Consider the following 19,766-nt stretch of genomic DNA (forward strand, 5'->3'; position numbering starts at 1 on the left):
CTCAGCGTAAAAGGTATTCAGCGTGAGTATAAATCTCGATCAAGCCCTGCAAACCTTCATTGCCGAAGCCCGCGAGCTGCTGCAGGATATGGAAGCGTCGCTGCTGCGACTGGAGAGCGAGCCGGACGACAGTGACACCCTGGGGGCCATTTTTCGCGCTGCGCACACCATCAAGGGCTCGGCCGGCCTGTTCGGCTTGGAGCCTGTCGTTGGCTTCACCCATATAGTCGAAGACGTGCTAGATCGCGTGCGTGACGGTACGGTAGTCATCAACAGTGAACTGGTCGCGCTGTTGTTGGAATGCGGCGATCATATGCTGGAACTGGTCAACGTGGTTGCCGCTCAAGGTGGCCAGCTAAATACCCCAGCGCAGGATCGGGAAAGCGCCCTGCGCCAACGCCTGCAAGCCTACCAGGGCGGTTCGCTGGAACCACCCGCCACACCCGTTGCGCTGTTCAATGCAGATAATCTGACCCAGGTATGCGGTGATGCCGGTGTGGCCTCCGATCTCTGGCACATCTCCCTACGCTTTGGCCAAGAGGTGCTGCGCAACGGCATGGACCCACTGTCGTTCCTGCGCTACCTCAACAGTCAGGGCGAGATCGTCCGCATCGCCACCCTTGCCGATGCTATGCCGGAGGCCAAGGACATGGATGCTGAGGCCTGTTACCTAGGCTTCGAAATTGATTATCAGACCACGGCGGACAAAGCGGCAATCGCCGAAGCCTTCGACTTTGTGCGCGACGATTGCCTGATCCACATACTGCCGCCGCACAGCAGGCTCGCCGAATACATCGAGCTGATCGATCGGCTACCGGAAGATGCGACCCGTCTGGGTGAACTGCTAGTCGGCAGCGGGGCCCTTACCCCGCAAGAGCTGGAAGAAGCCCTGCACGAGCAGCGCGTGACTACCGAACCAAATAATCCGACGACACTCTTGGGTGAAATTCTGATTAAGCAGCGCTCGGTCGAGCCAGCCTTGGTGCAGGTCGCCCTGAGCAAGCAAAGCCAGATCCAGGCGCACAAGAGCAAGGAGAGCCGCTTCGTCCGCGTCGATGCGGACAAGCTGGACGAACTGATCAATCTGGTCGGCGAGCTGGTGATCGCTGGCGCCGGCGCCAGCCTGCTGGCGCAGCGCTGCCAAGACGACGCCCTGCAGGTAGCCACCTCAGTCGTATCCGGGCTGGTGGAAGACATCCGTGACAGTGCCCTGTGTCTGCGGATGGTGCCGATCGGCGAGACCTTTAACCGCTTCCAGCGAGTGGTGCGCGATGTTAGCCTCGAACTGGGCAAGGACATCGATCTGCAAATCAGCGGTGCCGACACTGAGCTGGACAAGACCGTGGTGGAAAAGATCGGCGATCCGTTGATGCACTTACTACGCAACGCCATGGATCACGGCATCGAGCCGCCCGAGGTGCGCCTGGCTGCAGGCAAGCCGGCCAAGGGTCGCCTGAGCCTCAACGCCTACCACGATTCTGGCAGCATCGTCATCGAGATCGCCGACGACGGCGCCGGACTCGACCGCGAGCGCATTCTGCAAAAAGCCCTGGAGCGTGGCCTATTCGCGCCTACTGCGATCCCCTCGGATCAGGACATCTATAACCTTATTTTTGAACCGGGATTTTCCACAGCGGCCGCCGTAACCAACCTCTCGGGGCGCGGCGTGGGTATGGACGTGGTCAAGCGCAACATCACCGCGCTGCGAGGCAGCGTGGACCTCGACAGCCAAGCAGGCCAGGGCACCAGGGTACGCATCCGCCTGCCACTGACCTTGGCGATCATCGATGGCTTTTTGGTTGGCGTCGGTCAGGCCAGTTACGTGGTGCCCCTGGACATGGTGCAAGAGTGCCTCGAGCTGACCGAAGAAGATCGTCAAACAACCCGTGGGCGCAACTACCTGAACTTGCGTGGCGCAGTGCTGCCGCTGGTGTACCTGCGTGAGCAATTCAACGCGGACGGCCGTTCGGGCCGGCGCGAGAACGTGGTGGTGGTGCGATGCGGCGGGCAGAAAGCCGGCCTAGTGGTGGACGAACTGCAGGGCGAACTCCAAACCGTGATCAAGCCGCTGGGCAAGCTGTTCAGCGCCCTGCGCGGTATCAGTGGCTCGACCATCCTTGGCAGCGGTGCAGTGGCCTTGATTCTCGACGTATCGTCGCTGGTGCAGCAGATCGCTCAGAAGGAAAGTCAGAACGTCTCACAACAACCCAGAACATCCGAGCTTGCTCACTAATCTCAGCATTATTGAAGGACTATACAAGATGAAATGGATTAACAACCTCAAAGTCGGCGTCAAGCTTATCGGGGCCTTTATCATTGTCTCGGCCATCACCGGCCTGGTCGGCTGGGTGGGTATCAATAATATGGCGACGCTCAGCTCCCTGGCGGACGATATGTACGAAAGGGAACTGCTTGGCTTGTCCTATGTGAAGGAGGCCAATGTGCAACTGATCAATGGTGGCCGGGCGGTGCGCAACCTGCTTCTGGCCAGCTCCCTGGAAGAACGCCAACAGTTAATAGCGAGAATCGAGCAATACGCCACCGCCGAAAGCGAGAATATGGAGAAGGTTCAACAACTCTTCAAGTCTGATAAGGCCAAGCCGATGCTCGCCCGCTATGCTGAAGTTGCTGCCGAAAGGACCTCCTTGACTCAGCAACTGCTGAGCATGGTCGCCAATGAGTCTCTGCAGGAGGAGCGTGCGGCGGTGGTATTTGTCCAAACCCAGTTGCGTCCATCGGCAGACCAATTGGATGAAATCCTCACCCAGATGAGCAAGTTAAAAGAGGAAAATGCGGCAACCGCTGCAGAAGAAACCACAGCAATTTATGAGAGTAGCAGGAACATGATGATTTTCCTGGTGGTCGCTGGTGTGATTACCGGACTGCTGCTGGGATTCTTCATTGCTCGTGCTATTTCGCGACCGCTCAATAATGCAGTGGCCATCGCCAACCAACTCGCCGAGGGTGACTTAACCGCCAAGATCAAGGTTAGCTCAACCGACGAGACCGGCATGTTGCTCAGCGCAATGCAGAATATGGCCGGCAAGCTGGTGCAGATCATCGGCGAAGTAAACAATTCCGCCGATAACTTGGCCAGTGCCTCCGAACAGGTTAGCGCCACCGCCCAGTCCATGAGCCAGGCCACCAGCGAGCAGGCGGCCAGCGTCGAGGAAACCAGCGCCTCTATCGAACAGATGAGCGCCAGCATCAACCAGAACACCGAAAACGCCAAGGTCACCGACGGCATGGCCAGCAAGGCCGCCAAGGAGGCCAGCGAAGGCGGCGAGTCGGTACAGCAGACGGTCGCCGCAATGAAGCAGATCGCCCAGCGCATCGGCATCATCGATGACATCGCCTACCAGACCAACCTGCTGGCGCTCAACGCCGCCATCGAGGCGGCGAGGGCCGGCGAGCATGGCAAGGGCTTTGCGGTAGTGGCGGCAGAGGTGCGCAAGCTGGCCGAACGCAGCCAGGTGGCGGCCCAGGAAATTGGCCAGCTGTCTTCCAGTAGCGTGGAGTTGGCGGAAAAAGCCGGCAAACTGCTCAGCGAAATGGTGCCCTCGATCAACAAGACCTCCGATCTGGTGCAGGAGATCAGCGCGGCCTCGGAAGAACAATCCTCTGGGGTGGCGCAGATCAACACGGCCATGACTCAGCTCAACCAGATCACCCAGCAGAATGCTTCCAGCAGCGAGGAACTGGCCGCTACCGCCGAAGAGATGAGTAGCCAGGCCGAACAATTACAACAGGCGATGAGCTTCTTTACGCTGGACGTCGCAGGCGGCCAACATAAGGCGGCAGCGCTCAGGGCGCCGGTTTTTGACAGAAACCTGACACAGACCGCGAAGCACCAACCCCGCACGGCGGCCACTCGTAACGCTGAAAGCAGCTACGAAGAAGCCGAATTCACGCAGTTTTAACTGGAGGTCAGCATGGGCGCATTGGTTATAAACACTCGATCCGAGGCCGTCCTCCAGGAGCAGGAGGAGGCGCAATACCTGACCTTTATGCTGGGCGGCGAAATGTTTGCCATCGGCATTCTCGGTATCAAAGAGATCCTCGAGTACGGCAACCTCACCAGCGTACCGATGATGCCCGCCTTCGTCCGCGGAGTGATTAATCTGCGCGGTGCGGTGGTGCCGGTGGTGGATCTTTCGGCGCGTTTCGGACGGCACAACTCCGAGGTCACACGGCGATCGTGCATCGTCATTATCGAAGCCCGCTCTGAGGAAGGAGACCCCCAGGATGTGGGGCTGATGGTGGATGCCGTTTCGGCGGTGCTGGAGATTCCCGCCAGCGAGATCGAACCGGCGCCGAGTTTTGGCGCCAAGATCCGCGCTGACTTTATCAGCGGCATGGCCAAGGTGAACGACAAGTTCGTCATCGTTCTCAACGTCGATCGGGTGTTATCGGTCGATGAGATGGCCAGGTTATCTGCGGTTGACACACCGACGGGTGCCGCGCTGGCTAGTGGCTCCGCAGGCTGATCATCAGCCCTGAGCGAGGCGCACGATGCGCCTCGCTCAGGATTGGATTTCATTGCAACGCCCCTATAAGGATGTTTGATCACGAATGCACAAGCGCTTAAGGATGTTTGATTATGAATGCACAAGCGCTCACAGATGGCGAGTTCCAGCAGTTCCAAGCCTGGCTTTATCGTGCCGCCGGCATCAACCTCACCCCCGCGAAAAAGGCGCTGGTTGCCGGGCGCCTGTTCAAGCGCCTGAAACAACATCAACTGAACAGCTATAGTGATTATTTTCAGTTGATCATGGGTCATGGTGGCACTGCGGAACTGCAGATTGCCCTGGATTTGCTCACCACCAACGAAACCTATTTTTTCCGCGAGCCCAAACATTTCGACTTTCTGCGCGAGCACGTATTGCCCAAGGTCAAGCCGGACAGAACCTTGCGTCTGTGGAGTGCCGCCAGCTCCTCCGGTGAGGAGGCTTATAGCCTGGCCATGACCCTGGCCGATGGCCTTGGCAAGACCCCCTGGGAAATCATCGGATCGGATATCAGCACTAAAGTGCTGGCTAAAGCCCGCAGCGGTCACTACCTCATGGAGCGTGCGCACAGCATCCCTCAGCCGTTACTGGTCAAGCATTGCCTGAAAGGCACGGGTAGCCAAGAAGGCACTTTTCTGCTCGAGCGCAGCCTGCGCAGCCGGGTGCATTTTATGCCGATCAATCTCAACGAAACGCTGCCTAATATCGGCGAGTTCGAGGTGATCTTCTTGCGTAACGTAATGATTTATTTCGATCAGCAAACCAAGCAACAGGTGGTCGCGCGCATGTTGCCACTGCTCAAGCCTGGCGGCTATTTCATCATCAGCCATTCGGAAAGTCTGAACGGCGTCAGCGATGCCCTGAAAATGATCAAGCCCTCGATTTACCGCAAGCCATGAATAAACCCATTGCCGGCACAGAGGTTCTCTTACAGCCCGGGGAGTTCTATTTCGGCGGTGCTGCCACACGCATTCGTACCCTGTTGGGCTCCTGTGTTGCCATCACCATGTGGCACCCGTCGCGCAAGATTGGGGGCATGTGTCACTACATGCTGCCGAGCCGGCAGAAGCCAAGCAGGCCGCTCGACGGGAAATATGCCGACGAGGCCATGGCGCTTTTTATGCTGGAGGTGGCCCGCCACCACACACACCCAGAGGAATACCAGGTCAAGTTGTTCGGGGGCGGAACTATGTTCCCAGGTTACAGCGAGAAAACCAATATTGCCCTGAGCAATGTCAGAGCCGGACGCAGGCTGGTAAAGCAGCACCATCTGCAGGTGCGCGCAGAGGATTTAGGCCGCAACGGCCACCGCAATGTGATCTTCGATATCAGTAGCGGCCATGTCTGGGTCCGCCATCAAAAATTTATCGAGAGCTAAAAGCGCCTATGAAGAAAATCAAGGTTCTACTGGTCGACGACTCCGCCGTGGTGCGCCAGGTAGTGTTAGCGCTGCTGGAGCGCGAACCGGATATTGAGGTAATAGGCGCCGCATCCGACCCCCTTTTCGCCATGGAAAAAATGGCCAAGGAGTGGCCCGACGTGATAGTGCTGGACGTGGAAATGCCGCGCATGGACGGCATCACTTTTTTGAAGAAAATCATGACCGAACGGCCGACCCCGGTGGTGATCTGCTCATCGCTCACGGAAAAAGGCGCGGAAACCACGCTGCAGGCGCTAGCAGCCGGGGCAGTGGAAATTATTACCAAGCCCAAGGCTGGTCTGAAAAATTTCCTTGAAGAATCCGCCGCCGAGCTGGTGGGTGCGATCAGGGCCGCCGCGCAGGCCAATGTCAAACATCTGGTCAGGCGCGCCGGAGCGCTTGCGCCGGTGGCCAGCAAACTGAATGCTGACGTCGTTCTTTCCGCATCCAAGGGTCAGGCCATGGCGCAAACCACCGAGCGGATTGTCGCCATCGGCACCTCCACCGGTGGCACCCAGGCGTTAGAGCTGGTGCTGACCGCGCTGCCGCGCGTTTCTCCGGGCATCGTGATCGTGCAGCACATGCCGGAGAAGTTCACCGCCTCGTTCGCCGCACGCTTGAACGGGCTGGCGCAAATAGAGGTGCGCGAAGCCAAAAACAATGACCGGGTGATTCCCGGCCTGGCCCTTATCGCCCCCGGCGGCAAACATATGCTGCTCAAGCGCAGTGGAGCCTACTACCACGTCGAGGTCGTCGATGGCCCACTGGTTAATCGCCATCGTCCCTCCGTGGACGTGCTCTTTCGTTCGGTGGCTCAATTCGCCGGGAAAAATGCTGCCGGCATCATCATGACCGGCATGGGCGATGACGGCGCCCGTGGTTTGAAGGAGATGCGAACGGCCGGGGCTCGAACCTTTGCCCAGGACGAGGCGAGTTGCGTGGTGTTCGGTATGCCGAAAGAAGCCATCAAGCTGGGTGGCGTTGATCAGGTCATCGCCTTGGGCGACATCCCCAGAGTGATCATGAACAGACAATAGAGGTCGTAAGCATGACGATCCCAGCTTCACCGAGATTCCGTTCACACAGAATCCCGGACACCCTCCCATGTTGCTTTTTCAGAATCGAATTTACGAGTTGACGCCGGATATCGGCCTCTACAAGGCCAAGCCGCAGCGTCGGTGTGACAACCAACTACATCCCCATGCCATGACTTTGATCCAGATCGTTGTTCTGGCTCGGCCCGTTCTTCACAAGGTCGATTTGCTTGGCTAACCGCAACCGCCCCCGCCATCTTTGGCAAGCTGCGCCACCAGCAACGCGGACAACGTGTCGCGCTGCTCAGCCAATACCCTTTGCTAGCGCTCTCGGTGCTCTTTGTCCTCAATCAACTGCTTCTGGGATTCCTTAGCCGCCGCCAATACAGCTGGACTGATCTCAGCCCGCAGCCGCTCAATCGTTTCCGCAAAAAACGAATCACTTCACTGCCGATGACTTCAGAAGCCCATGCGTGTCACTGATCGCGGAGTGTTTTACACCCAATATTATGACCTGTCGGGCGGTCACACCTAGAGCTCTTCGTATAGCTCAGTCTCAAAACGGGCGTTTGGATGGTCGGCCGGCGCACATGGTGTTCGCCACTCATACACCCAGGAGCGAATGCGTGAACTCCAAAACCTGGGCTTCATGCGGGCAGACGGCCTTGTGACTGTATCTTAGGAAATGGTCCATTTGCACCCATAAATTATGGAAATTTACCTACGATAAAGACCAGAATGTACAGACTCAAATGGACCTATAAAGAACTTCCTGACCCGCCAGCCAGTCCGCTTAGACGTTGGTTTTTGCAGCTGGATGGGGCTGGACCGATCTGGATAGCGGTGCTAGTTTGTTTCGCCCTGATGGCAGATTTTCAGCTTAACCGGCAGCCAGGAAGCCCGCTAGCGATTTTCCGGGTCATCTAGACCGGCTTATGCGCTGACGGCATCATCGTCTTCCTGACTTCTTTTGAACTCACTGCCGCTCACTATGAGCGAACAGCCGGCCGGGTATACCGTGAGCGCGACGGGATGCGGTGTCAAAAGCTGAGGCGGTTCTGCGCAGTCGCCTAGTCGATCTGGCCCAAAGGGAGGCCGATTACACAGATCGCCTCCAGCATCTGCGCATAAACCAAAATGTTTTGCATGCGGCAGAATTGACCTTGCTGTCCAAAAGTCGTGAGGCCAAAACACATTCTCCGGCTTCGTGTTCAGGAAAACGCCGGAGGTGGTTTACCAAATCGCCGTCCAGCTTTAAGGGCTTTGGAATTCCGTAGCACTCAGCTGGCCTGTAGCCGCACAGACAGCATCTACGCCCCTTCTGACCAGCCCGGATTCGCCGTAGGCAGCAGTGTGAAGAAGCCTAGCGCCTAAAGCGCTGTAGGCGCGAACTAGCGCGAGTCGTTAATGTAGGCAGACTGGGTTTGAGAAATAATATCCAGTAGTCGCCCGGCTTGCTCGTGTTCCTTGATCTCCTGCTTCAAGCGCACTTGGTGGTCCTGCTTGCGCCGCCGAACATCTTCACGGGTGGCCAGCAAAAGACCGCCGATCAATAGTATAGAGGCGATAAAGGCAGTCAGCCAGATCAGCAAGGCGCGGCTTCTTTCTGCCAGATGCTGCTGCCAGAGCGGTCTTATATCACGCCAGACCAGAGCCATCGCAGAGGGATTTCCCTGGTCATCCAGGCGTGACTGAAAATCTTCCAACGGGACGCTTGTGAGCAGATGGTGCCGGCCATTCAGAGTCAGCTCGGCACTGCCGTCCTAGCCCAGGGCCTGCGTCACGGAAGCGTTGGAGAGCCAGTTCAGCGCTTCAGGGCGTGACGATTGACTCAGCCACCAGGGACTGCCTTTCAACTCAACCAGGCCGGCCTCGTCCTGGCCGAGTAGGATATCTTCCAGCAGGTGTCGGTTGAGTAATAGCGCCAGGCTAGCCTGCAACTCTTCATCCAGCTGCTGCAGCTCCGGCACCATGCCAAATCCGACCTCCAGGATAGCGATGACGTCTATGCCAGAACGGGCGGCGTCGGTAATGAGCACGATGCCGCTCATGCTGGAGCCATGAAGGTCGGTTTTCATACCGCTCAGTGCCAGACCTTGCTCTTGCACCAGCTCTACCATGGGGCGTATACCCACCAGGCTGTCACCCCACTGGTCGGGTTGGTGCATGCGCAGCAGGCTGATGGCATCGGGCGCCAGATGCACATGCAGTTGATTGGCACCGGCCTCCTCGAGTATCCGCCAGGAGCCGGATCAGCCGCAGGGTATCGGGATCTTCTGCCAGACTGTTGGCCGCCATCAGCGCCTGGCGTCGTACAGCCTGTTGCGACTGCTCAACGGCCATGCGCTGGATCTCGGACTGGGCATGCAGTTGTTGCTGCCACAGGGAGTCACGTTGATTGCGATCCGACCAGGCAAGAAAAACAAAAAACAGAGCGAGCAGAATGACCCCGGTTATCAGCAAGTGACGCTCATTGCGTCGCAAATCAATCCGGGGCATTGGTCTATGAGTCCTCTAAAAGTGCCTGTTTTCTATCGATTCACAGACTATTGCACAAATGGCCGCCATCTACATTGATCACGGTACCGGTTATAAATGAGCCGGCTTCGCTGGCCAGTAGTAGCAACGGGCCACTGAGTTCTTCCAGCTGACCCAGCCGACGCATGGGTACCTGTTGCTTGATGTACTCCTGGCCCTTTTCTGACTCGAAATAATCGTTGTTCATTTCCGTGCGGAAATAGCCGGGTGCAATCGCGTTCACCCGGATCTTGTCCCGGGCCAGTTCGATGGCCATTGCTTTGGTCAGTTGTACCACGCCGGCCTTGGCTACAGCGTAGTGGCTAAGACCTTGCCCGACTCGTAGGCCCAGAATCGAGGCAATATTGATAATACTACCGCCCTTACCAGAACCTGCCATGGCGACGGCGGCGCGATGAGCCACGCGCCAGGCGCCATCCAAATTGGTGTCCAGCATACTGCGCCAGTTACCTTCGGTCATTTTCAGGAAAGGCACACCCGCACCGATTCCGGCATTGTTGACCAATATATCCACAGTGCCGAATTGAGCTTCGGCGGCAACGAAGCCCGCATCGATGCTGTCGGAGTCGGTCACGTCCATGGTCACAGCCAATGCCTCATGGCCAAGATCCTTGAGTTCTTGAACCAGTTTATCCAGGCGTTCGGCGCGGCGTGCGGCCACTACTACGCGCGCACCTGAGGCCGCCAGCAAGCGTGCGAAATGGTCGCCCAGGCCACTCGATGCGCCCGTAATCAGTGCGGTTCTGCCGGCGAGGTCAAAACGTTGTTCAGTCATCTCTGTGTCCTTTGCTGATAGTTAGCCACAGAGTATCAAACAAGCCAGCCACAGGCTTCAGCATGTTGTGGTGGGGGTGATAGTGATTAATCAATGGGCAGGCGTATATTCACTCGCAAGCCGCCCAATGTACTCCTGTCGAGTTCGATTTGCCCCTGATGCCGTTCCACTACCCGTTGCACAATGGACAGGCCCAATCCGGCGCCCGGGTGATCGCTCTGGGTATAAAAACGCTCCACCAAACGGGAACGCTCGGCGAACGGCACACCGGCGCCACTGTCTTCGATGCTGAGCAAAAGATGTTGCCTGGGCTGTAGCTGCAATGTCAGATCAAGCTGGATGGTGCCATCTTCCGGGCAGTGCTGTATGGCATTGCCCAGCAGATTCTGCAGCAGCATGCCCAGGCTGCCCGGTTCCATCTGCAGGGTCTCTGGTAGCGCTGGGTCGGTGTTGAAGAGCAGTTCCTGACGTTTCTTCAGTGCCAGGGGCAGTAACTGAGCCAGCTCGCTACGACAGGTTTGCTGTAGAGGCACCGGCTGGCAATCGCGCTGTTGCTCATCGGCCAGTCGCGCCAGAGTCAGCATCTGGCCGACTAGCCGGGTTGCCCGCTCGACGCCGGCATGCAGGTAGCCTAGTGCAGCATCCCGCTCGACGGGATCGATGGCTGCGCGTGCGTTGTCAGCGTGAATCTGCAATATGGCCAAGGGTGTACGCAGCTCATGGGCAGCGTCGGCGATAAAGCGTTGTTCGCGGGCAAGTAATTGTCCCAGTTGGTCGAGCATGCGGTTGAGGGCTGCCTGCATGGGTTCCATTTCGACTGGCAGATCCATGACCAGCATGGGCTGCAAACTGTCAGGATCGCGTTGGCGTATTTGTTGTGCCATGCGGTCCAGAGGTTTCAAACCGGAACCGATGGCAAGCCAGACCAGCAGAAGCATCAGCGGTATGCCGATCAGGTCGGGTATCAGGGTCGAGCGTACGATCTTGCTAACCAGTTCGCCACGCACGTCTTCGCGTTCTCCGACCCAGATGGCTAACTGCTGCTCGGTATCGAGCAGCACGTAACGGCGCCAACGCTCTTCTCCTTGACCTAGATTGCTGAAGCCGGGTTGCCAGTTGTCCTCGCTGCTGGCCGGAACGTTGAATGATCGAGCGATGATGCGACCATCGGCGTCACGTACCTGGTAAGCCAGTTTGCTTTCATAGCGGTGGCCTAGTGCTGGTTGTTGGCTAGCTGATTCATTCAGTGCCTGTGCCAGTTGCGCATGGTCGATCTGCGCCTGGGGTAAGCGCAACAGCCCCTGCAAGACTCGAGCGCTCTGCCCTAATTGCGCATCGAACAACTCTTCGACCTCGTGGGCGGCATCGCCGTAACTGACCGCACTGAGAATCAACGATCCACACAACAGCAGACCCAGAACGCGCAATACGATGCGTTGGCGGATGGAGTTCATGCTTGACGCTCGATCATGTAGCCGACGCCGCGCAAGGTACGGATCAACTCGGGGAACAGTTTACGGCGCAGGTGATGGATGTGGACTTCGAGGGTATTGCTGTCCACTTCCTCGTTCCAGCCATACAGCACCTGCTCCAGTCGATCCCGGGTGAGTACCCGGTCAGGCTGGGCGATAAGCTCGTGTAACAGCACGAATTCCTTGCGTGAAAGGTTGACCACTGCGCCTGCTAGGGTCACCCGCTGGTTCTGCGGATCAACGATGACCCCCCGCAGGTTGATCAAGGGTTCGGCGCGCCCGTTGCTGCGCCTGAGCAAAGCGCGCAGCCGCGCTTTGAGTTCGGCACTGTCGAAGGGTTTGGTCAGATAGTCGTCAGCGCCGGCATCCAGGCCCGCTATACGGTCCCTAACGCCATCCCGGGCGGTAAGTATAAGTACGGGCACGCTGTTATGACGATCGCGCAGTGCTTTGAGCACCTGCAAGCCATCCATGCCCGGCAAGCCCAGGTCGAGAATCGCCAGATCGAAAAGTTCGCTGCTCAGGGCGTGCAATGCACTGGTACCGTCCTGTAACCAGTCGAGGGTGTAGCCCTCGGCTTTAAGCGCAGTCAATATGCCCTCGCCGAGGGATCTGTCATCTTCAACCAGCAACAGTCGCATGTAGTGTACTCAGAGTGTTTTCAGCAGCTTAAGGATATCCCGCTGACGGCCCTTGTCGGCGAGCTCCCGGCCTGGTCTGGATGGCGCTGCCTGGGCTTTGAGGAGGGCTGGTCTGGCTTCAGCATAACGCTTTTGGCCAATCAGGTAATCCGCCCAGAAATAGTTGCTGTCGATCCCGTCGGGATTCAATGCCAGGGACTTTTGCAGTAGTTCGGCGGCTTTTTCGTCGTCGCCGAAACCGATCGGCCAACCGGGCACCTTATGATAGAGCGTGCCGAGGCTGGTGTAGGCAGAGCCTTGCAAGGCGCCAGGCTCCAACGTCAGAGCCTGCTCCAGTTGTACTTTGGCTTCCTTGACCTTGTTTAGTGCGCCGAGCCCGCCTTCGGCGCCAGCCCAGCTACTCAAGATAATACCCTGCCAGATATGCGCTTCAGCGCTGTCTGGGTGCGCCAGGGTCAGCTGTCGCGCCTCGGCGTCCAACTGAGCATAGGCCTTGGGTTGCTCGTTGACGGGCAGTTCATAATTGATCTGCGCCCAGCGCTTTTGCAGGTCACTGACGTCCGCAGCCTGAGCGGCAATACTCAGACCCCAGAATGCAGCTGTCAGGGCCAGTTGGGTGAAAAATTTCATGGTTTTTGCTCCAGGGGTGACGTGGGTAAAGGATTGTCTGTAACGGGGGCACCTGCCACAGAAGTGCCTGCCGCAGCACAGGGTTTGGCAAAATGTTGAATGGTAGTGAGCTGGCCGCGCAAAGCCTTGTCCAGCAATGATGGCAGCAGACTGTTGAGTCGCACAAACAGACGCTCGGGCCAGCCCAGATGAACTTCGCGCAAATCGTGCTCGAGTGCCTTGACTAGATGTGCGGCGACCCACTCGGGACTGTCCATGGCTACTTTCAGTTTGCTGTTCATGGCTTGAACTTGCGCGCTATTCATCTCCGTGCGGGTGGCTCTGGGTGCTAAATAGAGGACGCCCACACGGGTGTCAGCCAGCTCGCGACGCAGTGCCTGGGAAAAGCCGCGCAGCGCGAACTTGCTAGCGCAGTAGGTGCTGAAACCGGCGTAACCGATAGAGCCGAAGGTCGAGCCGACATTGACCACGCAGGCCTGTGGTGCGGTTTTCAGCAGCGGCAACAAGGCGCGGGTCAGTTGCAGATTGGCGGTCAGATTGAGGTCAATCAGATCGGCAATCGCTGCGTCGTCCATCGATTCGAATAAGCCGAAGTGGTTCACTCCGGCCGCGTTTATCAGGAGATTGAAGCCTGGCAGTTGCCGCGCTGCAGCGACCACTCGGGCACGGTCTTTCGGGTGTCGCAGATCAGCTTGCACGCAGGTGACCTGCGAACCATAACGACTTTCCAAGGCGGCCAGGGCAGCTGTTTGACGACCCACCAGCATGATGCGCGCACCCGTCTGGCAAAGCGCTGCGACCATAGCCTGACCCATGCCGCCGGTGGCCCCGGTCAGCACAACAACACTATCCCGCAAGCGCATGGGGTACCTCCAGCGAGCCGGGCAGGCTGCGGAACATCTCTGCATACAGACGGTAGATAACCTTTGCAGTATGGATGACCGCTTCCTGATCCTGCGGATCATCCAGACGATTGACCAGCTGTTCAAAGAATTTCATGTGTTCCAGGTCAAGCGAGCCGTGAGAGCTTAAATAGCTGAATGCCTTGTTGGGCAACCCCAACCCCTTCTGCAAGCTGTTGGCGGCCTGGGTAGCCAGGGCAATACTGGTGCCTTCCAGGACGAATATCATGCCCAGCATCGACACCGGATTAAGCCGGTTGATGCGGTCATACATGGTGCTGACCATCAGTTCTGTTGCTAGTGCTGGCTGGCCATGACGCACCGCTTCGGCATCCGCACTGCAGGCGAGCAGGTCATTCAGGATCCATTCCTGGTGGCCCAGTTCTTCTTCGATGTACTCGGCCATGGCGTTGCGAATCCATTCTTGCCTGGCGCTCAGCCGTGCGCCACAGGCCATGAGTAGCGGCACGGTATGGCTGACGTGGTGGAAGGCCTGAGTCAGAAACGCGATATAACTGTGGCGTTGGACTTGTCCGGTCAGGGCTGCCTGAATAAGCGGTGAAGCGAACAGGTAGTCGCGCTGGGTCTGCGTGCTCTGGTTTAATCGATCAAAAAAAGTCATGCGTTCAACTCCTCGGGTGTCAGGCCTCGCAGAGCCTGGTGGTAATGTTGGGAAATGGCATTGCGGCGCAGTCGGCCATTGCTGGTCAACAGGCCATTAACGGCAGTAAAGGGGTGTTGGATAACCAGCCAGTGGTGCACTCGTGCGTACCCAGGTAAGTCGGCGTTCACTCGAGCTATGGTTTCTTCGATCTGGGCGTCGGTGACCTGCGCATTGCGCTTCACCAGTAGCGCCAGGTTGGCCGGCAGGGCTTCGCCATAAACGAAGGCCTGGGCGATGGCCGGTTGACTGGTGAGTTCGGCCTCGACCCATTCCGGATTGACGTTGCGGCCAAAGGCGGTAATGAACTGGTTTTTCTTGCGGCCCAGGATGGTTAGAAATCCCTCATTCAGACGGCCGATATCGCCGGTGGGCCAAGGTGAAGCCACGGGCACGGGGTCTCCCAGATAGCCCAGAGGACCGTTGCCGTGCACCAGGACTTCGCCATCTTCAGCCAGGCTGATCTGTACATGCGGTAATGCAGTGCCTACGGTGCCGGGTTTGTGCTGTGAGGGACGATTCAGACAGACCACAGAGGCGCACTCGGAGAGACCGTAGCCTTCGAAAACAGGCCAGTTGAATCGAGCGGCCTGGTCCAGCAGCGACGGTGCTATGCGTCCGCCGCCGACGGCGATAAAGCGTAGGCTGGCAGGTGGCTGAAGCCCAGCCTGGGCGGCTTGCAGCAAACCCTGAAGCAGCTGCGGTACCAACACCAGAGTGTGCGGTTGAGTGTCGTGCAGCACCTGCATCAGGGGGCGTATATCCAGCGTATTGTTGCGCACGCCGGTGTTTTTCGGCAGATGAATACGGGCGCCTGCCAGTAACGCGGCATATACGCCGATATTGTCCAGCAGTACCCCGAGTGGCAGCAGTACCAGGTGGCGCTCGGGTGTGACTTCGGCGCAGGCGGTCTGCAAGCTCAGTGCCACCGTCATCAATGCATCCGCGGCCAGACACACCCCTTTAGGATGTCCGGTAGTGCCGGAGGTGAAGGTAATCTTGCAGGTGCCTTGGGGCAAATGGGCAGTCTGGTTGGCTGTCGTTGCGGGTGCCAGGCGCTGCCAGCCCAGGCGGGTGCGACTGAAGCCTTCGTCCTGTGGATTAACGTTGGCGGGCAGAGTACCGATTATGCTATCGATGACGGCACTATCCAGCAGGTGACGCACTTGTCCGGCGCTGAAAAAGGGCGGTATTGGTACGCACACCAGGTTGCTGTTGAGTAGGGCAAGATCCCAGAGAATCCAGTCGTTGCCGTTCTCCAGAGCCAGCGCGACCCGGTGGCATTCACCGCCCATCAACTGCTGGCTGCGTTGGGCGACGAGACCTGGCAGCTCGCCATAGGTCACACTGTTTTTGTCGTCGATCAGGGCCGGCACATCGTATTGACCGGCTGCATGGCGGTCGAGTACCTGCCAGAATGAGTCAAGCGCTGACATGGGCCAGTTCCTCCTGTTGCGCGTACATGAACCGATAGCCCAGTCGGGCAAAGGCATCTCGCTGGATCAGTTGCGCCAGGCCTTCCGGAATATAACCCGCCATGACCCGGGGTCGAGTTGCGTAGTAACTGCCCCAATCGGCCTGTTGCTCACCCAGACGCTCAGGGTCCGCCAGGCCCAGGTCGATCGGGCTCAGATTCAATCGCTGAAAACTGTTGAGTAGCATTGCCGTGCCGGTAAAGACGACCCAGGTGAATCCCTGTGCGGCAAGGTAATGGGTCAATGCCGTGATCAGCATGCGTGCGGCGCCTGGGGCCAGTGCCGCCAGGTTGCCTACTTCGACCACCTGTGGGTGCTGCACTGGCATGCCGCTGCGCAGTCGTATCAGGGTGCTGGCCGGCAGATCGAGGTATTGCTCAAGAAAGAGTGGGCCGGCGCTCGCTGGTCGCAGGCCTACAACCGCTTGCAACAGATCATTGCGATACAGTCCAAGTAGTTGCGGCATGAAATGCTTGGGGTCGGCGCCGTAGGTCTCGGCAAATCGGCGGGTTACAAAGGCCTCCAGCTCCCTGCGTCGAACGGCAGTTCGGTCTTGATCGTCGACCCGCTTCAGGACATGTTGACGGTCGAAGGTGGCCAGCGGTAGTACGCAATCCAGCAGGTTTGACATGGGTTTCCTCCAGTGATGTAGAGGAGGATGGGAGACGAACCTTAATATTCGCTTAAGCCCGAAAGATCAATTGATCGAATTGCAGAAAATAGCCATGAACACATTATATTTATATATAATGTGTTCATGGCAGATTAATACGGATTACTTACCATGCAGCTTCCGGCTGAAAGAATAGATCTGCAGCGTTTGCAGGGCGCTGCAGACAGGGCTCAGGCCCTGCTCAAGGCCCTGAGCAATCGGGATCGGTTGATGCTGCTCTGTCAGCTTGCCGAGGGCGAGCGTAATGTCGGCGAACTGGAGGCCAGTGTTGGCATCGCACAGCCCACCCTGTCCCAGCAACTGGGCGTGCTGCGGCGTGAGGGTTTGGTTGCTACGCGGCGCGAAGGTAAGCAGATCTATTATCGTATTGTGAGTGTTGAAGCGCGTGCTGTGATTGACACGCTTTATCAGCTGTTTTGCCTGGAGGAGGTTCTATGATCGTTGATTGGGTGAGTTTTACCCCTTGGAGCGCCCTGCTTGGCGGCGTCATGATAGGGCTGTCCGCAGGCATGTTGATGCTGCTCAACGGCAGGATCGCCGGTATCAGTGGCTTGGTCGGCGGTTTACTGGCTGGCTCCCAGGACGGTAATGGCGAGCGTCTGGCGTTCGTCGTCGGGCTGGTGGTGGCGCCCTTGTTGTATTGGGCGGTTCAGGAGCGGCCAGCCATACTGATCGAAGCGGGTCCGCTTGCGCTGGTGAGCGCAGGCCTGCTGGTCGGTTTTGGCTCGCGACTGGGTTCGGGGTGCACCAGTGGGCACGGTGTGTGCGGCTTGGCTCGACTTTCGCCACGCTCTTTGCTGGCAACACTGAGCTTCATGGGCGCCGGTTTCATCACCGTCTACGTCCTTCGCCATGTATGGGGGGGTTGATAATGCGCTTACTGACCGCGTTGCTGGCGGGTCTGATATTCGGTTTTGGCCTGATTATTTCGGGCATGGCCAATCCGGCCAAGGTGCTTGGATTTCTTGATCTCTTCGGTCGCTGGGATCCCTCCCTGGCGCTGGTCATGCTGGGTGCGATTGCTGCGGCCTTTGCGCCCATGCAATGGATACAGCGCTCGGGTCACACCCTGAGGGGCAAGCCGGTGACGTTACCGGTAACGCGACAGATCGACCGACGATTGATTGTTGGTAGTCTGCTGTTTGGCACCGGCTGGGGTATCGCCGGGTTCTGCCCCGGCCCTGCTCTGGTCGCGGTCGGCGCTGGAATGCCCCAGGCGTTCGTGTTTGTACTGGCTATGTTGGCTGGCATGTTCCTGCTACAACTGTACGAGCGCCGAGTGAGTGCTCGATGATCGACAATCCTCGTCTGCAACCGCCGGGCGATACCGGTTTGCTCGGCTGGTTGCGACATTACCGGCTGGCCTGGCTGAGCGGTGATCTGACCGCCGGCCTGGTGGTCAGCGTGATGATCATCCCGCAAAGCATGGCCTATGCGATGCTGGCTGGCCTGCCGGTCCAGATAGGTCTGTATGCCAGCCTGCTGCCGTTGTTAGCCTATGCGTTGTTAGGTAGCAGCATGAGCCTTTCGGTTGGGCCGGTCGCCGTGACCGGCCTGATGACCGCGACGCTGCTGGCACCCCTTGCTGTAATAGGCAGCGGCGAATATCTGCAAATGGCTATATGGCTGGCGTTGTTATCGGGCGTGATGCTCCTTGCCGTGGGGTTGTTGCGGTTGGGTTTTCTCGCCAATTTCCTCAGTCACCCGGTTATCAGCGGTTTTATCAGCGGTGCGGCGATCCTGATTGCCGTCAGTCAATTACCCCATCTGTTTGGTCTGTCCGCCCTGCCCAGCGGCCCTGAGCAACTGCTTGAGAGTTGGCAGCCGGCCAATTCGCTAGTACTGGGAATGGGATTGATATCGCTGACCTGGCTGATCTACGCACGTAGCTTATTGACCGGTCACCTGAAGGCGTTGGGAGTTCCGGCTGTGGCGGCGACGCTACTAGCCCGTCTGGCCCCAATCGTCCTGGTTATCACTGCCCTGCTGGTGACGGTGGGTGGCGATCTGGCCGAACGTGGCGTGCCGGTGGTGGGTTTTCTGCCCGCAGGCTTGCCCTCGTTTTTCTGGGCAACTCCTGACTGGTCCGATTTGCGTTCGCTGCTTTTGCCGGCGGCGTTGATCAGCCTGGTGACCTTTGTCGAAAGTGTCTCGATTGCGCAGTCACTGGCCCGGCGTAAGCGCCAGAGTATCGATGGCAATCGAGAGTTGTTGGCCCTTGGTGCTGCCAATCTGGGCTCCGGGCTGACCGGCGGTTTTGCGGTTGCCGGCGGCTTCTCACGCTCGATAGTCAATATTGAAGCCGGCTCCAATACCCCTCTGGCCGGGGTGATCGCGATGCTGATTATTGGGCTCATCCTGTTGACCATTGCGCCGCTTTTTGCGCATTTGCCGCTGGTAATACTGGCTGTGGTGATTCTTGTCGCCGTCACCCCGCTGATCGATGTGGCGAGCCTAAGACGCGCATGGCGTTATGATAGAGCCGAGGGTCTGACACTGTTCAGTACCGCTGCGGGGGTATTGCTGCTGGGGATCGAGGGCGGTATTGCCCTGGGCATCTGCCTGTCGATTGCCGCCCAGCTATGGCGCGGCAGTCGACCGCATATTGCCGTGGTTGGCCGGGTGCCGGGTACACAAGAGTTTCGTAATACCAAGCGTCACCTGGTAGAGACTGAGCCACACCTGCTGGCTTTGCGTATCGATGAGAATATCTTTTTCGCCAATACCAAGGCGATCGAGCACGCGCTTTACCAGGCGCTACGTGATTATCCCGATACCCGCGAAGTGCTGCTCATATTGTCTGCGGTTAATAACATCGACAGTACCGGTTTGGACATGCTCAGCGAGCTGACCGAAGGCCTGGCCGAAAAAGATATCCACTTGCATCTGGCCGAGGTAAAGGGTCCGGTAATGGATAATCTGGAAGAAACGGACTGGATTAATCAGCAGGTGGGCGAGGTGTTCCCAAGCACGCATATCGCGTTCAATACTCTGGGTAGCCAGAAACGTCCGGCCAGCAATGATCTTGAAGCATAAG

21 protein-coding genes and 1 pseudogene are annotated in these 19,766 nt (G+C 58.0%); 11 read left to right on the forward strand and 11 right to left on the reverse strand.

Annotated features, from left to right (window positions below; genetic code table 11):
• Positions 1-22 precede the first annotated feature (22 nt).
• From ACJAXR_RS09335 to ACJAXR_RS09365, 7 genes and pseudogenes are all read left to right on the forward strand, one after another.
• Positions 23-2,233 (forward strand): chemotaxis protein CheA, encoded by a 2,211-nt coding sequence (locus tag ACJAXR_RS09335; RefSeq protein WP_415057989.1) that lies wholly within the window; start codon positions 23-25, stop codon positions 2,231-2,233.
• Positions 2,234-2,261: 28 nt separating this feature from the next.
• Positions 2,262-3,920 carry a methyl-accepting chemotaxis protein gene (locus ACJAXR_RS09340; protein ID WP_415057990.1) on the forward strand — a complete coding sequence of 553 codons (1,659 nt, stop codon included), beginning with the start codon at positions 2,262-2,264 and terminating at the stop codon, positions 3,918-3,920.
• A gap of 12 nt (positions 3,921-3,932) precedes the next feature.
• Positions 3,933-4,487 carry a chemotaxis protein CheW gene (locus tag ACJAXR_RS09345; protein WP_415057991.1) on the forward strand — a complete coding sequence of 185 codons (555 nt, stop codon included), beginning with the start codon at positions 3,933-3,935 and terminating at the stop codon, positions 4,485-4,487.
• A gap of 113 nt (positions 4,488-4,600) precedes the next feature.
• Positions 4,601-5,407, forward strand: coding sequence for a CheR family methyltransferase (locus ACJAXR_RS09350; protein WP_415057992.1), 807 nt, complete (start codon positions 4,601-4,603; stop codon positions 5,405-5,407).
• Positions 5,404-5,983: pseudogene (gene cheD, locus ACJAXR_RS09355) on the forward strand (chemoreceptor glutamine deamidase CheD). The gene ACJAXR_RS09350 and the pseudogene cheD overlap by 4 nt, the downstream one beginning before the upstream one ends.
• Positions 5,895-6,965, forward strand: coding sequence for a protein-glutamate methylesterase/protein-glutamine glutaminase (locus ACJAXR_RS09360; RefSeq protein ID WP_415057993.1), 1,071 nt, complete (start codon positions 5,895-5,897; stop codon positions 6,963-6,965). Before cheD ends, ACJAXR_RS09360 begins: the two are co-directional and overlap by 89 nt.
• A 67-nt stretch (positions 6,966-7,032) precedes the next feature.
• Positions 7,033-7,200 carry a hypothetical protein gene (locus ACJAXR_RS09365; RefSeq protein ID WP_415057994.1) on the forward strand — a complete coding sequence of 56 codons (168 nt, stop codon included), beginning with the start codon at positions 7,033-7,035 and terminating at the stop codon, positions 7,198-7,200.
• 1,153 nt (positions 7,201-8,353) lie between these two features.
• Here the strand turns inward: ACJAXR_RS09365 and ACJAXR_RS09370 are convergent.
• The 11 genes from ACJAXR_RS09370 to ACJAXR_RS09420 form a co-directional block, all read right to left on the reverse strand.
• Positions 8,354-8,668, reverse strand: coding sequence for a hypothetical protein (locus ACJAXR_RS09370; protein WP_415057995.1), 315 nt, complete (start codon positions 8,666-8,668; stop codon positions 8,354-8,356).
• A 57-nt stretch (positions 8,669-8,725) separates the two neighbouring features.
• Positions 8,726-9,130 carry a hypothetical protein gene (locus tag ACJAXR_RS09375; RefSeq protein WP_415057996.1) on the reverse strand — a complete coding sequence of 135 codons (405 nt, stop codon included), beginning with the start codon at positions 9,128-9,130 and terminating at the stop codon, positions 8,726-8,728.
• Positions 9,105-9,461: a hypothetical protein gene (locus ACJAXR_RS09380; protein WP_415057997.1), complete on the reverse strand. Its 357-nt coding sequence runs from the start codon at positions 9,459-9,461 to the stop codon at positions 9,105-9,107. Before ACJAXR_RS09380 ends, ACJAXR_RS09375 begins: the two co-directional genes overlap by 26 nt.
• Before the next feature lie 40 nt (positions 9,462-9,501).
• On the reverse strand, positions 9,502-10,275 hold the full coding sequence (locus ACJAXR_RS09385) for an SDR family NAD(P)-dependent oxidoreductase (protein WP_415057998.1): 774 nt from the start codon (positions 10,273-10,275) through the stop codon (positions 9,502-9,504).
• An 86-nt stretch (positions 10,276-10,361) separates the two neighbouring features.
• Positions 10,362-11,729 (reverse strand): ATP-binding protein, encoded by a 1,368-nt coding sequence (locus ACJAXR_RS09390; protein ID WP_415057999.1) that lies wholly within the window; start codon positions 11,727-11,729, stop codon positions 10,362-10,364.
• Entirely contained in the window at positions 11,726-12,388 is a 663-nt protein-coding gene (locus tag ACJAXR_RS09395) for a response regulator (RefSeq protein ID WP_415058000.1), read from the reverse strand. Before ACJAXR_RS09395 ends, ACJAXR_RS09390 begins: the two co-directional genes overlap by 4 nt.
• A 9-nt stretch (positions 12,389-12,397) precedes the next feature.
• Positions 12,398-13,018: a hypothetical protein gene (locus tag ACJAXR_RS09400; protein ID WP_415058001.1), complete on the reverse strand. Its 621-nt coding sequence runs from the start codon at positions 13,016-13,018 to the stop codon at positions 12,398-12,400.
• Positions 13,015-13,881, reverse strand: a complete 867-nt coding sequence (locus tag ACJAXR_RS09405; RefSeq protein WP_415058002.1) for an SDR family oxidoreductase — start codon at positions 13,879-13,881, stop codon at positions 13,015-13,017. The genes ACJAXR_RS09400 and ACJAXR_RS09405 overlap by 4 nt, the downstream gene beginning before the upstream one ends.
• Positions 13,865-14,542, reverse strand: a complete 678-nt coding sequence (locus ACJAXR_RS09410) for a TenA family transcriptional regulator (RefSeq protein ID WP_415058003.1) — start codon at positions 14,540-14,542, stop codon at positions 13,865-13,867. Before ACJAXR_RS09410 ends, ACJAXR_RS09405 begins: the two co-directional genes overlap by 17 nt.
• On the reverse strand, positions 14,539-16,017 hold the full coding sequence (locus ACJAXR_RS09415; protein ID WP_415058004.1) for an AMP-binding protein: 1,479 nt from the start codon (positions 16,015-16,017) through the stop codon (positions 14,539-14,541). The genes ACJAXR_RS09410 and ACJAXR_RS09415 overlap by 4 nt, the downstream gene beginning before the upstream one ends.
• Positions 16,004-16,687: a thermostable hemolysin gene (locus tag ACJAXR_RS09420; protein WP_415058005.1), complete on the reverse strand. Its 684-nt coding sequence runs from the start codon at positions 16,685-16,687 to the stop codon at positions 16,004-16,006. Before ACJAXR_RS09420 ends, ACJAXR_RS09415 begins: the two co-directional genes overlap by 14 nt.
• A 153-nt stretch (positions 16,688-16,840) precedes the next feature.
• Here ACJAXR_RS09420 and ACJAXR_RS09425 point away from each other — a divergent pair, with 153 nt between their 5' ends.
• The 4 genes from ACJAXR_RS09425 to ACJAXR_RS09440 are packed head-to-tail and all read left to right on the forward strand — an operon-like array spanning position 16,841 to position 19,765.
• A complete protein-coding gene (locus tag ACJAXR_RS09425; RefSeq protein ID WP_415058006.1) occupies positions 16,841-17,167 on the forward strand; it encodes an ArsR/SmtB family transcription factor in 327 nt (108 codons plus the stop codon).
• Entirely contained in the window at positions 17,164-17,598 is a 435-nt protein-coding gene (locus ACJAXR_RS09430) for a YeeE/YedE family protein (RefSeq protein ID WP_415058007.1), read from the forward strand. Before ACJAXR_RS09425 ends, ACJAXR_RS09430 begins: the two co-directional genes overlap by 4 nt.
• A 2-nt stretch (positions 17,599-17,600) precedes the next feature.
• Positions 17,601-18,023 carry a DUF6691 family protein gene (locus ACJAXR_RS09435; RefSeq protein WP_415058008.1) on the forward strand — a complete coding sequence of 141 codons (423 nt, stop codon included), beginning with the start codon at positions 17,601-17,603 and terminating at the stop codon, positions 18,021-18,023.
• Complete coding sequence (locus tag ACJAXR_RS09440; protein WP_415058009.1) at positions 18,020-19,765, forward strand: SulP family inorganic anion transporter; 1,746 nt, start codon at positions 18,020-18,022, stop codon at positions 19,763-19,765. The genes ACJAXR_RS09435 and ACJAXR_RS09440 overlap by 4 nt, the downstream gene beginning before the upstream one ends.
• Position 19,766 lies beyond the last annotated feature (1 nt).

Source organism: Halopseudomonas sp., assembly GCF_047631575.1.
Taxonomy (GTDB): Bacteria; Pseudomonadota; Gammaproteobacteria; order Pseudomonadales; family Pseudomonadaceae; genus Halopseudomonas.

Excerpts from the sequence above, each read along its gene's own strand:
- ACJAXR_RS09340 (WP_415057990.1), top strand. The coding sequence starts at position 2,262 with ATGAAATGGATTAACAACCTCAAAGTCGGCGTCAAGCTTATCGGGGCC.
- ACJAXR_RS09345 (WP_415057991.1), top strand. The coding sequence starts at position 3,933 with ATGGGCGCATTGGTTATAAACACTCGATCCGAGGCCGTCCTCCAGGAG.
- ACJAXR_RS09350 (WP_415057992.1), top strand. The coding sequence starts at position 4,601 with ATGAATGCACAAGCGCTCACAGATGGCGAGTTCCAGCAGTTCCAAGCC.
- ACJAXR_RS09360 (WP_415057993.1), top strand. The coding sequence starts at position 5,895 with ATGAAGAAAATCAAGGTTCTACTGGTCGACGACTCCGCCGTGGTGCGC.
- ACJAXR_RS09365 (WP_415057994.1), top strand. The coding sequence starts at position 7,033 with ATGTTGCTTTTTCAGAATCGAATTTACGAGTTGACGCCGGATATCGGC.
- ACJAXR_RS09375 (WP_415057996.1), bottom strand. The coding sequence starts at position 9,130 with ATGCACCAACCCGACCAGTGGGGTGACAGCCTGGTGGGTATACGCCCC.
- ACJAXR_RS09380 (WP_415057997.1), bottom strand. The coding sequence starts at position 9,461 with ATGCCCCGGATTGATTTGCGACGCAATGAGCGTCACTTGCTGATAACC.
- ACJAXR_RS09385 (WP_415057998.1), bottom strand. The coding sequence starts at position 10,275 with ATGACTGAACAACGTTTTGACCTCGCCGGCAGAACCGCACTGATTACG.
- ACJAXR_RS09390 (WP_415057999.1), bottom strand. The coding sequence starts at position 11,729 with ATGAACTCCATCCGCCAACGCATCGTATTGCGCGTTCTGGGTCTGCTG.
- ACJAXR_RS09395 (WP_415058000.1), bottom strand. The coding sequence starts at position 12,388 with ATGCGACTGTTGCTGGTTGAAGATGACAGATCCCTCGGCGAGGGCATA.
- ACJAXR_RS09400 (WP_415058001.1), bottom strand. The coding sequence starts at position 13,018 with ATGAAATTTTTCACCCAACTGGCCCTGACAGCTGCATTCTGGGGTCTG.
- ACJAXR_RS09405 (WP_415058002.1), bottom strand. The coding sequence starts at position 13,881 with ATGCGCTTGCGGGATAGTGTTGTTGTGCTGACCGGGGCCACCGGCGGC.
- ACJAXR_RS09410 (WP_415058003.1), bottom strand. The coding sequence starts at position 14,542 with ATGACTTTTTTTGATCGATTAAACCAGAGCACGCAGACCCAGCGCGAC.
- ACJAXR_RS09415 (WP_415058004.1), bottom strand. The coding sequence starts at position 16,017 with ATGTCAGCGCTTGACTCATTCTGGCAGGTACTCGACCGCCATGCAGCC.
- ACJAXR_RS09420 (WP_415058005.1), bottom strand. The coding sequence starts at position 16,687 with ATGTCAAACCTGCTGGATTGCGTACTACCGCTGGCCACCTTCGACCGT.
- ACJAXR_RS09425 (WP_415058006.1), top strand. The coding sequence starts at position 16,841 with ATGCAGCTTCCGGCTGAAAGAATAGATCTGCAGCGTTTGCAGGGCGCT.
- ACJAXR_RS09430 (WP_415058007.1), top strand. The coding sequence starts at position 17,164 with ATGATCGTTGATTGGGTGAGTTTTACCCCTTGGAGCGCCCTGCTTGGC.
- ACJAXR_RS09435 (WP_415058008.1), top strand. The coding sequence starts at position 17,601 with ATGCGCTTACTGACCGCGTTGCTGGCGGGTCTGATATTCGGTTTTGGC.
- ACJAXR_RS09440 (WP_415058009.1), top strand. The coding sequence starts at position 18,020 with ATGATCGACAATCCTCGTCTGCAACCGCCGGGCGATACCGGTTTGCTC.